This is a genomic window from Methanolobus sp. WCC4, from assembly GCF_038022665.1.
Lineage (GTDB): Archaea > Halobacteriota > Methanosarcinia > Methanosarcinales > Methanosarcinaceae > Methanolobus.
In genome coordinates this window covers 1,198,477-1,214,999 of sequence record NZ_CP150629.1, presented here as the reverse complement: position 1 = coordinate 1,214,999, position 16,523 = coordinate 1,198,477, and the positions used below count along the sequence as shown (strand labels likewise).

Below are 16,523 nucleotides of genomic sequence, written 5' to 3'. Positions count from 1 at the left end.
TGATCCTGGCTACTTCACTTCAATGAACTTCAAAAGATTGGTGCCACCTGGTCTGCCATGACCTGATGCCTGACCCTGGGTCAGTATAACCATGTCACCTGAGCCTACAAGATCGGCCTTTTCCAGGACATCCATGGCAGTGACCTCCCAGTCTGATACTTTCTGCTTTACAAGTACCGGATATACTGCATATTGCATGGCAAGCTGCTCACATGTAAGGGTATAGCGACTGAAAGCAAGTATCCACACGTCAGGCCTGAACCTTGAGATGTGGCGTGGGGTCTTCCCGGATACGGTGGGGGTCATAACATAATTGATCGGCAGACTGCGAAGAGCATCATTGACCTGTATTGAGATCATATCCTCCACGGTGGGATTCATGCGCTGAATGGCCTTTTTCATCATCTCGAGGCCTATAGTTGTATGGTCTCGCCATTTTTCCGTGGAGTGAGCTATCATTGCCATCATTCTGACCGTCTCAACAGGATATTTTCCCACAGCAGTCTCTGCTGACAACATTACTGCATCTGTCCCGTCGATGATCGCATTTGCAACATCTGTTGCCTCTGCACGTGTTGGCCTGATGTGTTCTGTCATTGACTCGAGCATCTGGGTTGCTGTGATAACAGGAGTGCTCATAAGGTTGGCCTTGTGTATGATGTCCTTTTGAACTATCGGAACCTTCTGGATAGGGATCTCAACACCGAGGTCACCACGGGCTATCATGATAGCATCGCTCTCCTTGATAATTGAATCTATGTTCTTTACAGCCTCTTCTCTCTCTATCTTTGAAACAAGGAATACCTCTTTGCCCTGGCTTGCAGCATAGTTCCTTACCTGAATAACATCCTCCCTGGATTCTATGAACGACAGGCAGAATATGGTGATACCTTCCCGAAGACCGAAATCTATAATTTCCAGGTCCCTTCCTGTTATCGGGCTTACCAGTATCCGTGAACCGGGGAGATTGAGACCTTTTCTGGAAAATAGCGGGCCGCCTACAACCACATCACAATGGATATCCCCATCAACGATATCCTTGCAATCAAGCTGGATGAAACCATCGTTCAGATAGATAGGACTGCCTGGTGTGACACTCTCTGCTATCTGTTTATATTGGACAGGGATGATCGAATCCTTACCCTTTACATCCCTTGGAGTAAGTACGACATGTAAACCCGATGTCAGCATCATAGGCTCATTTTCAATTGAACCCACCCTTATCTTAGGACCGGGGAGGTCGGCCATGATAGCTACCACCCTGTTGAGCTCATCAGCGATCTTCCTTATCCTTCTGATAATAACGCGATGATCATCAAGGTCACCATGCGAGAAATTCAGCCTGGCAACGTCCATTCCCTCATGAATAAGGCCTCGCAACGCATCCTCTGAAGATGACGCAGGTCCGATAGTGCATACGATCTTTGTTTTATGATCAGGTAAATGCATGTTTCCTTCTCCCGGTAGTAATTGTAACTTTTTCCAGATATAATTATGGAATGTTCCGGAATAATTCAGGAGGATAATGAAAGCCATACAGAACTGCCATAATTCAACCGTATTCTGCAGTATATAATTCAGTATATATAGTCCGCATATAGTCACTATATTAAGTGAAAATCATTAACATCTACTAAAAACAAATAGAACTTGTGGAGTTAGTATAAAATGGGAAATACAATTCATGAACTTTCGGACCAGCAAAAGGAAGAGCTTGCGGATATTTTTGGAAAAGGAGTTAACTTCAAAGATAAGGAAAGACACTTTTACACACATGATGTGGGAGCATTACCATCACTCATCAAAACGATGGTCGGAAACTCAAAACCTGCTGCCATTGTAAAAGTAAGGAATGAAGAAAAGGCTGTTGAACTCATCAATTTTGCACGTAAATATAAGATCCCTGTGGTCCCAAGGGCAGGAGCATCCTCAGGATATGGAGGTATCATCCCGACAAAAGGTGGTATCGTTGCCGATGTAACTCCAATGAGAGAAATCATCGATCTTGATAAGGACAATCTCAAAGTCACAGTTGGTGCAGGTGCCGTATGGCATGACCTTGAAGAAAAGCTGAACGAGGAAGAACTTGCATTGCAGGCAGTCCCTTCAAGTGCCATGGCAGCAACCGTCGGAGGATGGCTTGCCCAGAACGGCGTGGGTTACGGAAGTTATGAATACGGCTGGTCACAGGACACCATGGAATCAGCAAGGGTAGTGTTACCGACCGGCGAGGTAAAGGATTTCTCAGGTGCTGAGCTTGGAAAGATCATAGGTACCATGGGTACTACCGGAATTATCACACAGGTCACACTTAACTTAAGAAAATACGAGAAGACCGCAGCCATCTCAGCAAAGTTCCCTGATGCTGCCAGCATGAAGGAAGCTATCAAAAAGGTTGGTGAGAGGAATATCCCGATATGGGCGATCTCCTTCCTGAATCCACAGTGGGCCGAGATGAAGAACAAGTCTCCTTATAAAACACATTACGGCGAGACGGTTGAGGAACACAGACCGGAGCTGCCACTTTCCTACATATGCAACTTCGCCTATCCTGAGTCAAGGGATGTAAGTGACCTTGAAAGCGTGATCAAAGAAGCAGGAGGAGAGAAGCTTCCTGATGAGATCGCTGAACATGAGACTCAGGAATGGTTCAGGTCCATGAAGGTCAAGAGACTCGGTCCTTCGTTCATCCCGGCAGAGGTTGTTGTACCGGTTGACAAGATCGACACGATGTTCACCGAGATAGAGAAGAAGATCGGCCTTCCGGTCCTTGTTGAAGGTATGGTGACAAAGGGTGACGAGGCGATCATGCTCTGTTTCATGCCACACTCTGAAAGGTCATTCAAGTACAACCTCGCATTCCCTCTCGCACTGAGCATTGTGAAGATCGCAGAGGAGAATGGTGGAAGAATATACGCTTCCGGTCTTTACTTTGCAAGTCAGGCAGAGAAAGTGTACAAGGACCGCTTTAAAACAATTCAGGACTTCAAGAAGCAGATCGACCCTGATGATATCATGAACCCTGAGACCATGACAGGCAAGTCCATGATCAATACGGGACTTTCCCTTGCAAAGACATTCGAACCAATGGCACGTGCGGTTGGAAATATGTCAGGTGTGGGTGATCAGGAATTCAAAGATGAGAAAGGACTGCCCGGAGACATCATATCCCATGCTTACACCTGTGCACAGTGCGGATACTGTGTCAATGAGTGTGACCAGTACTACGGCCGTGGCTGGGAATCACAGTCACCACGTGGCAAATGGTTCTTCATCAAGGAACACCTTGCCGGGAAGATGCCCCTTGACCAGGAACAGGTGGATACTTTCCTTGCCTGTACCACGTGTGAGATGTGTGACCATAACTGTCAACTGGACCTTCCGATCGAGCGCTCATGGATGACGCTCAGGGAGAACTTCGTCCAGAAGAGAGGCATGATGACCATTCCTCCATTCGAGATCATGGCACAGAGTCTGGATAACCAGAGGAATATCTGGGCCAGCTATCGTGAGGACAGGGCCAAATGGCTGCCTGATGATCTCAAAGCAAAGATAAAGGACAAGGCTGAGATCGCCTATTTCGCCGGTTGTACCGCATCCTTCGTTGAAAAGGACGTTGCTATCGGAACCGCACGCCTGCTGGATGATGCGGGAATTGAGTTCACATACCTTGGTGACAAGGAAGCATGCTGTGGAATACCAATGCTTGTTGCAGGAAAATGGGACGTTTTCGAGAGGATCCTGAAAATGAACATCGCCAACATGCAGAAGGCAGGTGCCAAGACCGTTGTCACTTCATGTCCTGCATGTCTGCTTATGTGGAGAACGATATATCCGCAGTGGGCTGAGAAACTGGGAATGAGCTTTGACATTGAGGCAAAGCACTATTCTGAAGTGCTCATGGATAAACTGGATGTGCTTAAGCCTAAGTTCAAGGTACCTTTGAACAAGACCATTGCATGGCATGACTCATGTCACCTCGGCAGAGCCGGTGCAGGTGTCTACGAGCCTCCAAGGGAACTGCTGAAAGCAATCCCAGGGGTCAAGTTCAAAGAAATGGAACATAATCGTGAAAATGCCCTTTGCTGTGGTTCTGTTGTGACACTTATCGATGAGCCGAAAGTGGCCAGTAAGATCGGAAATGTACGTCTGCAGGAAGCTGTGGACCAGGATGCTGACATTATGGCTGCACTATGTCCATGTTGTATGGTACAGTTCAGGATAGCTGCCAAGGAGAACAATGTCAACATGGAGATACAGGACCTTGGAGCCCTTGCAGCCCGCAGTCTCGGATATGACATCCCCGATTCCACGAATGAAGCACTTGTTGCCTGGTCAACCTTCGACAAGATGATCGAACTCATGGAACCGGAGAACATGACCGAGATGATGGTGGAACTGCTGCCTGATATGATCGCAGCCATGCCTGCACCCATGCAGGCCATGATGAAGACGGTGAAGTACGTACCGGGCATGGATGCACTCATGAAGCCAATGATGCCGAAGATGATGCCTCTGCTCATGCCATCCCTGATGCCAAAGGTCATGCCGAAGATGCTCAAGGCCGTGGAGAAGAGAGTCCCGATGCCAGATCACATGAAGGAACAGATGCCTGACCTCATGCCTGCTGCAATGGGTAACCTGCTGCCTAATATGCTTCCGCAGATAGCACCATTGCTGACGCCGAAGATGATAGAGTATATTAAGGCGAACTGAACATAACATGCAAGGAATAAGAAGCACTTTCAGTCTTCTTATTCTTGGTACTTTTTTAGTAATTTCAATTTTGAGTTTGGCGGATCAGGCATTATACCTTAATGTTCAATTTTTTCATTCCTAATAATTTCCGATTAGTTGGCATAATAGGAATAAATCTCCTTCGCCTCTGCTGGCTTGCAATAAAACCAGGATTGTTTTAAAGGACAAAGGGATTTGTATAAAGCTATTGGAAGATTTTCCTTTATTAGGGCATAATGGAACAAACAAAAACATCTTTACCCACCTTTCTACAGTTATATCTAGTTCAATTTAAAATGATAACAGTTAAATATACTTTGTATGCAATATACTTCATAAGAAAATAGGACGCACGTGTAATTTATTAAATAGGTGTATCTAGCTTGTGTTATTGGTGGCGTAAATGAAGAAATTAATGATTTTACTAGTATTACTAACTGCTCTTGCAGTTGCAGGATGCGTTGAAGAAGAAATAGATGATCCTTGGGGTATTCAATTAACTGCAACTAAAGTTACTCCTACTGGAATGACGTTGCTATGTAAACAGTCAGGTGGAGAACCAACTGGAGAATTATTTACTGGTAGCTATCTTGTATTAGAAGAATCAATAAATGAACAATGGTTACCTGTAGAAATGACACCATCAGAATATGAAAGAGCTTGGACAGATGAGGCTTGGCTTATTCCAATGAATGACACTGTACAATGGGCATTTTCTTGGGAATGGATATATGGTGAGCTACCTGAAGGTAATTACAGAATAGGTAAAGAGATTTATGATTTCAGAAGTGCAGGAAATTATGATAAAAAGATTTACTATGCTAATTTTGAAGTAACAAATTAATGGCTCTTTCTTGTAAATAATTTCGGCAAAGAATTAATCGAATATAGTACCCATCCGCTCATATTCATTTTTCCTTTATTTGGCGAAATTGGAAGTAAAATCAATCAAACATCTCGCACTCCTAATTAACCATTAAAAAAGTTCGAGAGAAAAATATCAGAAAATCAAATAAAAATATACATAGTACAATAAATTAAACTATAATAAAGTAAATATGTAAAGTTATGGAGTGGGTTGATATAAAAAAATTATTGATACATTTTATGTTAATAGTCTGTATACTCTTTTCAGGCTGTGTTAATGATGAAGATGGAAGTACATCAGAAACATCATATTCTTCGGAAACAGGAGTAGGATCAATTCAAATCCCTGATATAATAGTTGATCAGGAAGATATACCAGGACGTACTTTAAACAGTTATTTCTTCTATGCAGTCCCTGAAAATGATCATTACACCAGGAGACTATACAATGCTAGTAAATATACAGACGCTTTGCCATTGGGTACTCGCAATGTTGGGGAGAAATCCTATTGGATGGATGAATCGGGGCAGCGTGCGGTAGCTGTTGAGATTGAAAGATATGATTCAGATGAAGGACTGGAAGCAATGTTTGAACGAAGTTATGAATGGATCGAAATGTTTAGAAATGCAACAGAACAGCAGAGTATAGAAACACAGGGAGCAGAATACGATACTGACACTTGCAACATTGGCACTAATGGTATCTATTCATCCAGTTCTCCTGCCGATGATCCAGATACTTCACGGACCGAGCTAATATTCATGACCTCTAATAATGAATTGGTAACTATAAATGTAAGAGATGAGCCGGGTAAAGACCTGGATGAAGCTATGAGAATTGCCAAAATAGTCGAAGAAAGGCTTTGAAGCAGATCATATCAGCTCAAAAACCAGGAAAACAGAGAATGAGATGGATCATAAAGACCCATCATGATTCATTTTAACTAAAAACTTATTTTTTAATTGGCTTGTCAGGCGTGACACCATAGTATTCTGTTCTTGCCTTGCCCCATGGGCAGCCATTCTTGCCGAATATCTTAAGTTCAAGGTTCTGGATGGCCTTGAAAAAGCCATTTCCGGCACGTGCGCCTCTGCATACGAGACAGTAGTTCTCACAGAATACTGGAGCCTTCTTCTGGTCTGTCATTTATTATCCCCTCCGCTTGTTTCTCAGTTGTTCGAACATTTTTCTGTTTTTCCAGATAAAGATAAGTCAGACAGATAATTATAATTTTGCCTGTACTTCCTTTGCGAATTCCTTTGCCTTCTGGACACGGGATTCATCAGGCTGTCCCTTTGTGGATGGACCCATTTCACCGAATGCTTTCATCTGTGGGTCATCCATCTTCAGAAGCATATCGATGACCGGCTGTGCAAGCTCTCCCTGACAATCGAATGAACCGAGTACATTAGCATCTGCAGCAGCATCAGTTGCTGAACCTGTCCATGAGTGGATGACCTCAGTGCCTTCCGGGACTGCATGGGTCATGAAGATGGCAATGTTCTTACCTGCTGTCTTCTCGGAGATGAATGTCTTTACGTTTGCAGGCACATCGAACTGCAGTACAGGGAAACCTATGAAAGCAAGGTCATATCCTTCAAGGTCTGCAACTTCACCTATAGGTTTGATATCTTTCTCGCCCTCGAGTTCGCCAAAGATGGCTTCTGCGATCTTCTGTGTGTTCCCTGTCTGGGTCATGTATGTTACAAGTGTTTTCATTTTAGATACCTCTATATTTGGATAAATAGTGTATCTGCTATAGATTTATATAGATAAGCGTCAGGAAAATGTAGCAACTTTCCTGCGATACAAAAAAATGACCCGGGCTCTCCTAAAACACTTTCACCCCGCTTACGTATTCCATATATACACTATTTTTCAATTATCCATACATGACAGAATTCGAGAGAAGGGTTAAGATGATCACCACGATCAGAAGCATACAGAAAAAGAATGCCGTTGCCAGAAAGAAGGAGAATGGTCAGGCGTTTAACTGAGATGTATTGAATATTTGTTCGTTATACCACAAACTATAATTATTAATCAGGCATCAGAGTAGACAATGTCTTTGAGCAGCATCAGGATAAAAGGTGCTAAGGAGCACAACCTCAAGAATATAGACCTGACCCTGCCCCGTGACAAACTTATAGTTATCACCGGGCTCAGCGGATCTGGCAAATCATCACTTGCTTTTGACACCATCTACGCCGAAGGACAGCGCAGGTATGTGGAATCACTCTCTGCGTATGCAAGACAGTTCCTCGGCCTTATGGAAAAACCGGATGTGGAGTACATCGAAGGTTTGTCCCCTGCCATATCCATAGAGCAGAAGACCACTAGCAAGAACCCCCGTTCCACCGTAGGAACCGTCACCGAGATCTACGACTACCTGAGACTGCTCTTCGCCCGCATCGGCATCAGGCACTGTCCAGACTGTGGCAGGATAATCGAGACACAGAGCGTCGACCAGATAGTTGACAGTATCATGAACCTGCGGGAGGGGACAAAGATACACGTACTTGCCCCTCTGGTGAGGGAAAGAAAAGGCGAGTACAAGAAACTCCTCCTTGACCTGCGTGCTGAAGGTTTTACACGTGTACGTGTGGACGGAGAGATACACTCACTGGATGATGCTGAAGATATAGAGCTCGGACGTTACTTCAAACATAATATTGACATCGTGGTTGACAGACTCGTCATCAAGGAAGGTATCAGGGAAAGACTGTCAGACTCCGTGGAAACCGCACTTGAAAAAAGCGGAGGGACGATAGCAGTTCAGATTCTTGACGGAGAGGAGCTTACGTTCAGCGAGAAGCTGGCATGTACTGAATGTGGAATAGGTTTTGAGGAAATGGAACCAGCAGCGTTCTCTTTCAACAGCCCGCAGGGTGCATGTGCCGAATGTCACGGACTCGGGACAACGATGGAGTTCGACCCTGAACTCATAGTCCCTGACAGAACACTCTCACTGAATGAAGGAGCAGTAGAACCCTGGTACAGCAAGAAGAAGGACGGTTACTACATGCAGTCCCTCCAGTCACTTGCGAACCACAAAGGATTCTCAATGGACACTCCCTTTGAGGAACTGGACCCTGAGATACAGAATATCATATTCTACGGCAGCGAGGAACTCATTCCTTTCGTCCATGTCGGAAAGAATGGTGGAATGTGGAAACATAAAGGACGCTTCAAGGGAGTTGTCGCCAATCTCTCAAGGATATATGAGGGATCCGAGTCCGAGAACAGTAAGGAAAGGATGAGCAGGTACATCAGCACAAAACCATGCCTTACATGCCATGGGAAGAGGCTCAAACCTGTAACACTTGCAGTTACCATCGATGGGAAGAACATCATCGATACTACGGAGATGTCAGTAGAGGAAGCTCTGGAGTTCTTCAAAGAACTTGAACCAAAGCTCAATGAAAGGGAATACACCATTGCCCGCCTCATACTCAAAGAGATAAAGGCAAGGCTTGGTTTCCTTGTGGATGTTGGACTGGACTACCTGACACTGAGCAGGTCCGCTGCCACACTTTCAGGTGGAGAGGCACAGCGTATCAGGCTGGCAACACAGATCGGATCAAGTCTTATGGGTGTGCTCTACATCCTTGACGAGCCAAGCATCGGCCTTCACCAGAGGGACAATCTCAGACTGATCACCACCCTGAAACACCTCAGGGATATCGGTAATACCGTGCTTGTAGTGGAACATGACGAGGAGACTATCTCCGATGCAGACTACGTTGTCGACATGGGACCTGGTGCAGGAATCCACGGCGGGGAGATAGTTGCCGAAGGAACCCCGAAGGAGATCATGAAGAACAAGAACTCCACAACCGGGAAGTACCTCAGTGGAAAGCTCAAGATAGAAGTACCGGAAGTAAGAAGGGAACCTACAGGCACCATGACATTGTACGGTGCAAGCCAGAATAACCTGAAATCAGTTGATGTGGAATTCCCATTGGGAGTGCTTGTATGTGTCACCGGTGTTTCCGGATCAGGTAAAAGCACACTGATCAACGAGACACTCAACAAAGTACTGGCAAAAGAGTTGAACCGGGCAAGGGAAAGGCCGGGCAAGTTCAGTTCCATTGAAGGTCTGGAGAACGTTGATAAGGTCATAACCATTGACCAGTCACCTATCGGACGTACACCAAGGTCAAATCCGGCCACTTACACTAACCTTTTCACACCTATCAGGGAACTCTTCGCACAGACAAAGATGGCACGTGCGAGAGGATACAAGCCCGGACGTTTCAGTTTCAATGTTCGCGGCGGCAGGTGCGAGGCATGTTCAGGTGACGGAACGATCACCATTGAGATGCATTTCCTGCCTGATGTTTATGTTCCATGTGAAGTGTGCCACGGCAAGCGCTATAACAGGGAGACACTGGAAGTCAACTACAAGGACAGGAACATTGCTGAGGTCCTTGATATGACAGTAGAGGAAGCACTGGATTTCTTCGAGAACGTACCGAAGATCAGCCGCAAGCTACAGACCCTCAACGATGTAGGACTGGGGTACATTAAACTTGGACAATCCTCAACTACACTCTCTGGAGGAGAAGCCCAGAGGGTAAAACTTGCAACGGAGCTGAGCAAGCGCTCAACCGGCAAGACCGTTTACATACTTGACGAACCTACAACAGGTCTTCACTTCGATGATGTGAAAAAGCTGCTAGAGGTGCTTCAAAGACTTGTTGATGCAGGAAACACCGTGATAGTCATTGAGCACAACCTCGATGTGATCAAGACCGGAGACTGGTTGATCGATCTGGGACCCGAAGGGGGAGACAGAGGCGGAGAGATTATCGCACAGGGAACTCCTGAAGAAGTAGCTAAAAGTGATATATCCTATACTGGTAAGTTTTTGAAGAAGATGCTTGAATGATCAGGTCACCCGACCGATCACCATACAGGCATTTTAAGTCATTATTTTTAAAAAAATTACTATTCCCATCGAAAGATCAAGACAACTGTTATATATTTAGAATATCATACATCCGTACTTGTAGAGATATGGCTTTTATTTGAGTTCATATCCTGTGATAGGAAGAGCAAGGACCTTTCAGAAATAATGGTTTCTGGAAAACGGAGTATGGACGAGTACAGCAGTATGAAAGAAGCAGATATTTTTGCCAGAAAGTCATAATATTGACTCTTCATTGAACGAATATATCATTGGCTATAATTCGAAGGGATTGGACAGCATCCTGCTATAGAACTTGCTGAATACAGGAAAAACTGAACATGTACCTCAATTATTATGCAATCCCGTTGTTAGTTCTGACGTTAATACTTGGATCACTGTTATTCAGTATTCGAAGACACAAAGATGCAGTTGGTACTACATGTTTTACATTTCTGCTCATCTCCACTATCATATATGTATTCTTCTACGCAATGGAGATATCTTCAACAACATTTGAGAATGCTTTGACATTCTATAAACTGGAGTATATTGGAATTCCATTCATACCTGCTTTTTTCCTTACTTTTGCGATCAAATACACAGGTAAGAAACACTGGTTGCAAACCCCGACCATCGTTGCATTGTTCTCCATTCCCCTGGTAACCATGATACTTGTGTTTACTACTGAGCAGCATACACTTTACCACAGATCGATCATTATGAGTTCTGCGACCATCTTTCCCTCATTGGTGTTCGAACCCGGGATATGGTACGCAGTACAGGATTTCTACAATGTGCTCTGTCTTCTTTTCAGCATGGTCCTTCTTATCAACATGTGGATGGAAATAACTCCTGCGTTCCGCAGGCAGGTAAGTATTGTAACCGCGGGTGCACTGTTCCCTTTCATGGTACTGCTCCTGTATATAGCTGGTATGTTCCCACTGGGACTCGACCCGATACCTTATTCACTGCCATTTACCGGCCTGATGATCTATGTCGGGCTTACACATTACAGATTACTTGATGTTGCACCAATTGCAAGAAGCACCCTTTTTGAGAAGCTACCGGATGGTGTTATTGTCCTTGACGGAACAAAAAGGATTGTTGATTGCAACAGATCTGCAGCAAACTACATTGGACTTAGACCACATGATATTGGAAAGAACGTAGCGGAATTTACGGATCACTGGCCGGAACTGACAACCTGCGGAAGAGAAACAGTGCAGAACAATAGCATTGAAGTAAAAAAAGACATCAATGGAACTAATTTCTGGTTGAAGATAACTTCCCTTCCACTCTCCAATGAGAATGGGGAACTGATGGGACAAATGATCATTCTCATGAATATCACTGAGAGTAAAGAATCTGAAGAAAAACTACTGGAAACTAACAGGGAACTTGAAGATGCGACCGCCCGTGCAGAGATGGCGAATCGTGCCAAAAGTGAGTTCCTTGCGAATATGAGCCACGAGATCCGCACCCCACTTAACGGTATTATCGGTTTCTCAGATATCCTGATGGATACAAAGCTGACAGATTCCCAGGCCCATTACATGAAAACAGTATACACATCAGCAAACACATTACTTGACCTTGTCAATGAAATACTCGATTTTTCAAAGATAGAGGCTGGAAGACTTGAACTGGCCCCTGAAAGGACAGATCTCAGACACCTGCTGGAACTTATAATGGATATCATCAAGTTCAAAGCCCATGAGAAGGGACTGGAACTCAAATTCACCATCAATGACAGGGTTCCTGCATTTATTCTCGTGGATCAGTTAAGATTGAGGCAGGTATTGATCAATCTGTTGAGCAATGCTATAAAATTCACTGAAGAAGGTAAGGTCGAACTAAAGGTCGAAACCCCGGCAATCCAGGATAATGAAAATGAGATAGAGGTCGCGTTCTCTGTTATCGATACAGGCATAGGTATCGAGGAGAATAATAAGAAAAGGATATTCGAGTCATTCTCACAGGCAGATGGGTCGATCAACCGAAAATACGGAGGAACTGGCCTTGGATTAACAATATCCAACAAACTCCTGAAACTTATGGGTTCAAAACTTGAGCTTGATAGTGAGACAAACAAAGGTAGTACGTTCTATTTCACAGTAAGAACACCTATTGAAAACAATGAAACAGTCATCATAAGAACTCAAGAGGACAACTGCCAGGATATTGAGAAAGATGAGAATGTAAACAGGTTTTCGATACCCATTGCAGAGAACAAATAAGATCAGTATGGATATCTCCCTGAGAATTATTTCCAAATCCCTCACAGATGCCGGGATGGTCATGACAAACAATGGAAATGAAGCATCCATCTTTTTTAATGTGCAAATTCCGAGATAATTTTCATGGATATTTGATACTAGAGATTTATAGTCATACCCTTTAATTCCATAAATCCCAAGCCGGATGAAATTATGGGATTTCGTTCAGGAAATAACAAAAAATGTATTTTGCCTGCGTGAAAGAATAGAGGAAGAAATAGAACTAATAAAACAGGAACTTCAGAAAGATTAAATTAAAAATGAAGGGAACCTCAGTTCCTCTTCAACTTAGCAACTACCATCTCGACCTGCTCGACTGCTGTGCCGATGTATTTGTCAGGGTCAACAAGGTTGATGATATCCTCTTCACTCAGGTAGTTCGCAACTTCCTTGTTTTCCAGCAGGACATCCTTGAAATGTGCTCCGGTCTCGTGGGCTTCCATTGCACTGGAACGCACGATCTCATGAGCTTCCTGGCGACCGACACCACGCATTGCAAGCTCGATCATCACAGCCTCTCCCATGTTCAGACCCTTGAGAAGGTCAAGGTTGCGGCGGATGTTCTCAGGATAGAACCTGAGGTTCTCGATGACACCTATTCCCAGTTTGATGATATGATCGGTGAGCACACATGCCTCTGGGAAAACGATCCTTTCACACGAGGAATTGGTAAGATCCCTTTCATCCCAGAGTGTGTTGTTCTGGAGTTCAGGTTCGATCATTGCACGCACGATCCTTGCAAGACCGCATATCTGCTCGGACTTGATAGGGTTACGCTTGTGAGGCATTGTGGAAGAACCTACCTGCTTCTTCCTGAAGCTCTCCTCGACCTCAGCGATCTCACTCCTCTGCAAAGAGCGGAACTCAACAGCGATCTTGTCAAGGGTTGTTACTGTGTTTGCCATCCACATGACGAACTCTGCATGACGGTCCCTCTGGATGATCTGGTTGGAAACATCCACAGAACCGATCTCCAGATATTCCATTACACGCTTCTGGATCTCAATACCATCCTTGCCGAATGCGGCCTGGGTACCAACCGCACCTGTCATCTGACCTACGATAAGACGTGGTTTGAGCTGCTCAAGACGCTCGATGTGTCTTGCGACCTCTGATGCCCAGATAGCGAACCTGAGACCGTATGTTGTAGGGACACCGATCTGGCCGTGTGTCCTTCCGGCACATACGAGATTCTTGTGGGTGTCTGCCTGAAGAAGAAGTACATCAAGTAACTTGTGGATCTTCGCCTCAAGGATCTGCACGGCTTCCTTTAACTGAAGGCCTGTTGCTGTATCAAGCATGTCGTTGGATGTTGCACCGAAGTGGACCCATTTGTCAGCATTCTCCTCGCACTTCTCAGAGATAGCGAGCACCACTGCCATCATATCGTGGTGGATCTCATCTTCTATCGCCTTTACCCTTTCAAGCTCAACAGAACCGATACTGTTCTCTATTATATCTGCAGCTTCTTTAGGGATAAGTCCTATATCTGCCTCAGCCCTGGCAAGTGCAGCCTCGGCTTTCATTATCTTTTCAAGGCGGTTTGCTTCGCTCCAGACGAATTTCATCTCGTCCGTTCCATAACGGTATTCTATAGGATGGATTGCCATTTATTGAATCTCCATGATCATGATCTCAATAGATAGTAGATATATCAACATATAGAGATCATTCAAATTAACAGTATGCCTCTGCTATAGTTGATCTACCAATAAATAGGCTTTGTATAGGTCAATAAGAAAAAGATAGACAGTTAAGCCCGGATGGATCAGTTCTTATCGTCCTTGAAGCCGACCTCAATATGGGAACCATCGCAGAACGGCTTGTTCTTTGAAGAGCCACACCTGCAAAGTGCTACAACAGCTTGTGTCTCAAGAGACTCTCCCTTTGAATTCACAAGGGTATTGAGATTCTTTACCAGATAAGGGCCGTCTTTACTGACCTCAATAGATGTTTCATTATCACTCATACTCAAACTCCAGATGTACTATGGGTGTTACAAATATAAAAGATCCTTTGTGTCGTTTTTGAAAATGTTTATCATTAAAGATTAAGCAAAAGTTTTAAATATATAGGCATAGGAAGGAAGAAGGACACTGCAGACATCCGATTAATGATATATAAAATAGGTGGAACTATGGAGAATATTATCAGATCAAAAAGAACAGAGATGGTGGTCTAAATGCCTCTTGACACAGGAGACACAGCATTTATCATCATCTGTACCGCCCTTGTAATGTTGATGACACCCGGAGTCGGGCTCTTTTACGGCGGAATGGTACGTAGCAAGAATGTAATTTCCATGATCGCAATGGCTTTCATCTCATTTGCCGTTGTAAGTATTCAGTGGGTAACGATCGGTTACACACTCTCCTTTGGATCGGACATATCCGGATTCATCGGAGGACTTGACTATCTCTTCCTGAAAGGCGTAGGCCTAGACGGTGAAGGAATCCCTGATATGCTGTTCATGGTATTCCAGCTTGTTTTCGCAGGAATAACACTGGCAATCCTCACATCAGGTGTTGCCGGACGTATAAAATTAAGCTCATTTATAGTACTTGGAGTCCTCTGGACAACCATTGTGTATGACCCTCTTGCCCACTGGGCATGGGGAGGCGGCTGGGCCGGCGAACTGGGAGCACTTGACTTTGCAGGTGGAACTGTTGTTCACATCAGCTCCGGATTCGGTGCACTTGCACTGGCACTTGTTATAGGCAACCGTTCAGGTTTCGGCAAATACAGCATGGAAGCTGAGAACATCACCATGACACTGGTAGGTGGAGCACTTCTCTGGTTCGGATGGTTCGGTTTCAATGCAGGAAGCGCACTTGCAGCAGACGGACTTGCTGTCAACGCCCTTGTAGTTACCAACATCTCAGCAGCAGCAGGAGCTATTACCTGGATGGCAGCATCATGGATCAAGGGCAAACCAAGTTCCCTTGGTCTTATCAGTGGAGCTGTAGCCGGTCTTGTAGCTATCACGCCAGCATCAGGATTTGTAGGACCTATGTCCGCAATTGTGATCGGTGGATCTGCAGGTATACTTTGTTACAGCGCACTTCTCTTCCGTGTACGCAAGGGACTTGATGAGAGTCTTGATGCCTGGGCAGTACATGGAGTAGGTGGATTCTGGGGCGCGATCGCAACAGGAATATTCGCAACCGCAGCTATCGGCGGAGTGGATGGACTCCTCTACGGAAACACACATCAGTTCCTTGTACAATTGCTTGACGCAACCGTTGCAATGTTATATGCATTCGTTATGACATACATACTTGCAGTAGTTATAGACAAGACAATAGGACTGCGCGTGACCGACGAAGAAGAATATGTTGGACTTGACATATCCCAGCATGGAGAATCTACAATAGCCTGAGGTGATATGAATGAAGACAGTAAAAGCAGTAATTCGCCCGGAAAAACTGGAAGATGTAAAGGCAGCACTGGAAGAGAAGGGTTATTTTGCCATGACCGTGAGTCAGGTCAAAGGTCGTGGTGCACAGAAAGGTATCTGTCTCCAGTATAGAGGTACCCAGATCAAGGTAGATATGATCCCTAAGACACAGGTCGAAATGGTAGTCGGTGATGAGGATGTCAGACCTATCATCGAGATCATCAGGAAGAGCGCCAGAACGGGAAAGTTCGGCGATGGTAAGATCTTTGTCTCTCCTATCGAGATCGTAGCCGCCATCAGGAATGATGAAGAGATAGTATCTAAGTGATGTTG

12 protein-coding genes are annotated in these 16,523 nt (G+C 44.7%); 7 read left to right on the top strand and 5 right to left on the bottom strand.

The features are described from left to right. Window positions 1–9: 9 nt before the first annotated feature. Entirely contained in the window at window positions 10–1,449 is a 1,440-nt protein-coding gene (pyk, locus tag V7O63_RS06015) for a pyruvate kinase (RefSeq protein WP_340820602.1), read from the bottom strand. A 219-nt stretch (window positions 1,450–1,668) separates the two neighbouring features. Here pyk and V7O63_RS06010 point away from each other — a divergent pair, with 219 nt between their 5' ends. From V7O63_RS06010 to V7O63_RS06000, 3 genes are all read left to right on the top strand, one after another. After that, a complete protein-coding gene (locus V7O63_RS06010) occupies window positions 1,669–4,716 on the top strand; it encodes an FAD-binding and (Fe-S)-binding domain-containing protein (RefSeq protein WP_340820601.1) in 3,048 nt (1,015 codons plus the stop codon). A 424-nt stretch (window positions 4,717–5,140) separates the two neighbouring features. Beyond that, entirely contained in the window at window positions 5,141–5,581 is a 441-nt protein-coding gene (locus V7O63_RS06005) for an immunoglobulin-like domain-containing protein (RefSeq protein ID WP_340820600.1), read from the top strand. Window positions 5,582–5,805: 224 nt separating this feature from the next. After that, the gene (locus tag V7O63_RS06000; RefSeq protein WP_340820599.1) at window positions 5,806–6,471 is read left to right on the top strand and encodes a hypothetical protein; all 666 of its coding nucleotides are present in this window, start codon (window positions 5,806–5,808) and stop codon (window positions 6,469–6,471) included. Window positions 6,472–6,556: 85 nt separating this feature from the next. Here the strand turns inward: V7O63_RS06000 and V7O63_RS05995 are convergent, their stop codons facing one another. Both V7O63_RS05995 and V7O63_RS05990 read right to left on the bottom strand, forming a co-directional pair. Then, entirely contained in the window at window positions 6,557–6,751 is a 195-nt protein-coding gene (locus V7O63_RS05995) for a hypothetical protein (protein ID WP_340820598.1), read from the bottom strand. 78 nt (window positions 6,752–6,829) lie between these two features. Then, window positions 6,830–7,324: a flavodoxin family protein gene (locus V7O63_RS05990; RefSeq protein WP_340820597.1), complete on the bottom strand. Its 495-nt coding sequence runs from the start codon at window positions 7,322–7,324 to the stop codon at window positions 6,830–6,832. A gap of 343 nt (window positions 7,325–7,667) precedes the next feature. Here V7O63_RS05990 and uvrA point away from each other — a divergent pair, with 343 nt between their 5' ends. Both uvrA and V7O63_RS05980 read left to right on the top strand, forming a co-directional pair. After that, window positions 7,668–10,496 carry an excinuclease ABC subunit UvrA gene (gene uvrA, locus V7O63_RS05985; protein WP_340820596.1) on the top strand — a complete coding sequence of 943 codons (2,829 nt, stop codon included), beginning with the start codon at window positions 7,668–7,670 and terminating at the stop codon, window positions 10,494–10,496. Between the two features lie 359 nt (window positions 10,497–10,855). Beyond that, entirely contained in the window at window positions 10,856–12,754 is a 1,899-nt protein-coding gene (locus V7O63_RS05980; protein ID WP_340820595.1) for a histidine kinase N-terminal 7TM domain-containing protein, read from the top strand. Window positions 12,755–13,065: 311 nt separating this feature from the next. Here the strand turns inward: V7O63_RS05980 and purB are convergent, their stop codons facing one another. After that, window positions 13,066–14,403, bottom strand: coding sequence for an adenylosuccinate lyase (gene purB / locus V7O63_RS05975; protein ID WP_340820594.1), 1,338 nt, complete (start codon window positions 14,401–14,403; stop codon window positions 13,066–13,068). A 158-nt stretch (window positions 14,404–14,561) separates the two neighbouring features. Next, a complete protein-coding gene (locus V7O63_RS05970) occupies window positions 14,562–14,762 on the bottom strand; it encodes a CDGSH iron-sulfur domain-containing protein (protein WP_340820593.1) in 201 nt (66 codons plus the stop codon). 213 nt (window positions 14,763–14,975) lie between these two features. On the opposite strand from V7O63_RS05970, the gene V7O63_RS05965 reads away from it, so the two are divergent. Both V7O63_RS05965 and V7O63_RS05960 read left to right on the top strand, forming a co-directional pair. Further along, the gene (locus V7O63_RS05965; protein WP_340820592.1) at window positions 14,976–16,172 is read left to right on the top strand and encodes an ammonium transporter; all 1,197 of its coding nucleotides are present in this window, start codon (window positions 14,976–14,978) and stop codon (window positions 16,170–16,172) included. A 10-nt stretch (window positions 16,173–16,182) separates the two neighbouring features. Next, window positions 16,183–16,518: a P-II family nitrogen regulator gene (locus V7O63_RS05960; RefSeq protein ID WP_340820591.1), complete on the top strand. Its 336-nt coding sequence runs from the start codon at window positions 16,183–16,185 to the stop codon at window positions 16,516–16,518. Window positions 16,519–16,523 lie beyond the last annotated feature (5 nt).

What these genes read in the sequence shown, in the direction of transcription:
- uvrA (WP_340820596.1), top strand. Translation starts at nt 7,668, where the DNA reads ATGTCTTTGAGCAGCATCAGGATAAAAGGTGCTAAGGAGCACAACCTC.
- V7O63_RS05990 (WP_340820597.1), bottom strand. Translation starts at nt 7,324, where the DNA reads ATGAAAACACTTGTAACATACATGACCCAGACAGGGAACACACAGAAG.
- V7O63_RS05965 (WP_340820592.1), top strand. Translation starts at nt 14,976, where the DNA reads ATGCCTCTTGACACAGGAGACACAGCATTTATCATCATCTGTACCGCC.
- V7O63_RS06010 (WP_340820601.1), top strand. Translation starts at nt 1,669, where the DNA reads ATGGGAAATACAATTCATGAACTTTCGGACCAGCAAAAGGAAGAGCTT.
- V7O63_RS06005 (WP_340820600.1), top strand. Translation starts at nt 5,141, where the DNA reads ATGAAGAAATTAATGATTTTACTAGTATTACTAACTGCTCTTGCAGTT.
- pyk (WP_340820602.1), bottom strand. Translation starts at nt 1,449, where the DNA reads ATGCATTTACCTGATCATAAAACAAAGATCGTATGCACTATCGGACCT.
- V7O63_RS05970 (WP_340820593.1), bottom strand. Translation starts at nt 14,762, where the DNA reads ATGAGTGATAATGAAACATCTATTGAGGTCAGTAAAGACGGCCCTTAT.
- V7O63_RS05980 (WP_340820595.1), top strand. Translation starts at nt 10,856, where the DNA reads ATGTACCTCAATTATTATGCAATCCCGTTGTTAGTTCTGACGTTAATA.
- V7O63_RS06000 (WP_340820599.1), top strand. Translation starts at nt 5,806, where the DNA reads ATGGAGTGGGTTGATATAAAAAAATTATTGATACATTTTATGTTAATA.
- purB (WP_340820594.1), bottom strand. Translation starts at nt 14,403, where the DNA reads ATGGCAATCCATCCTATAGAATACCGTTATGGAACGGACGAGATGAAA.
- V7O63_RS05960 (WP_340820591.1), top strand. Translation starts at nt 16,183, where the DNA reads ATGAAGACAGTAAAAGCAGTAATTCGCCCGGAAAAACTGGAAGATGTA.
- V7O63_RS05995 (WP_340820598.1), bottom strand. Translation starts at nt 6,751, where the DNA reads ATGACAGACCAGAAGAAGGCTCCAGTATTCTGTGAGAACTACTGTCTC.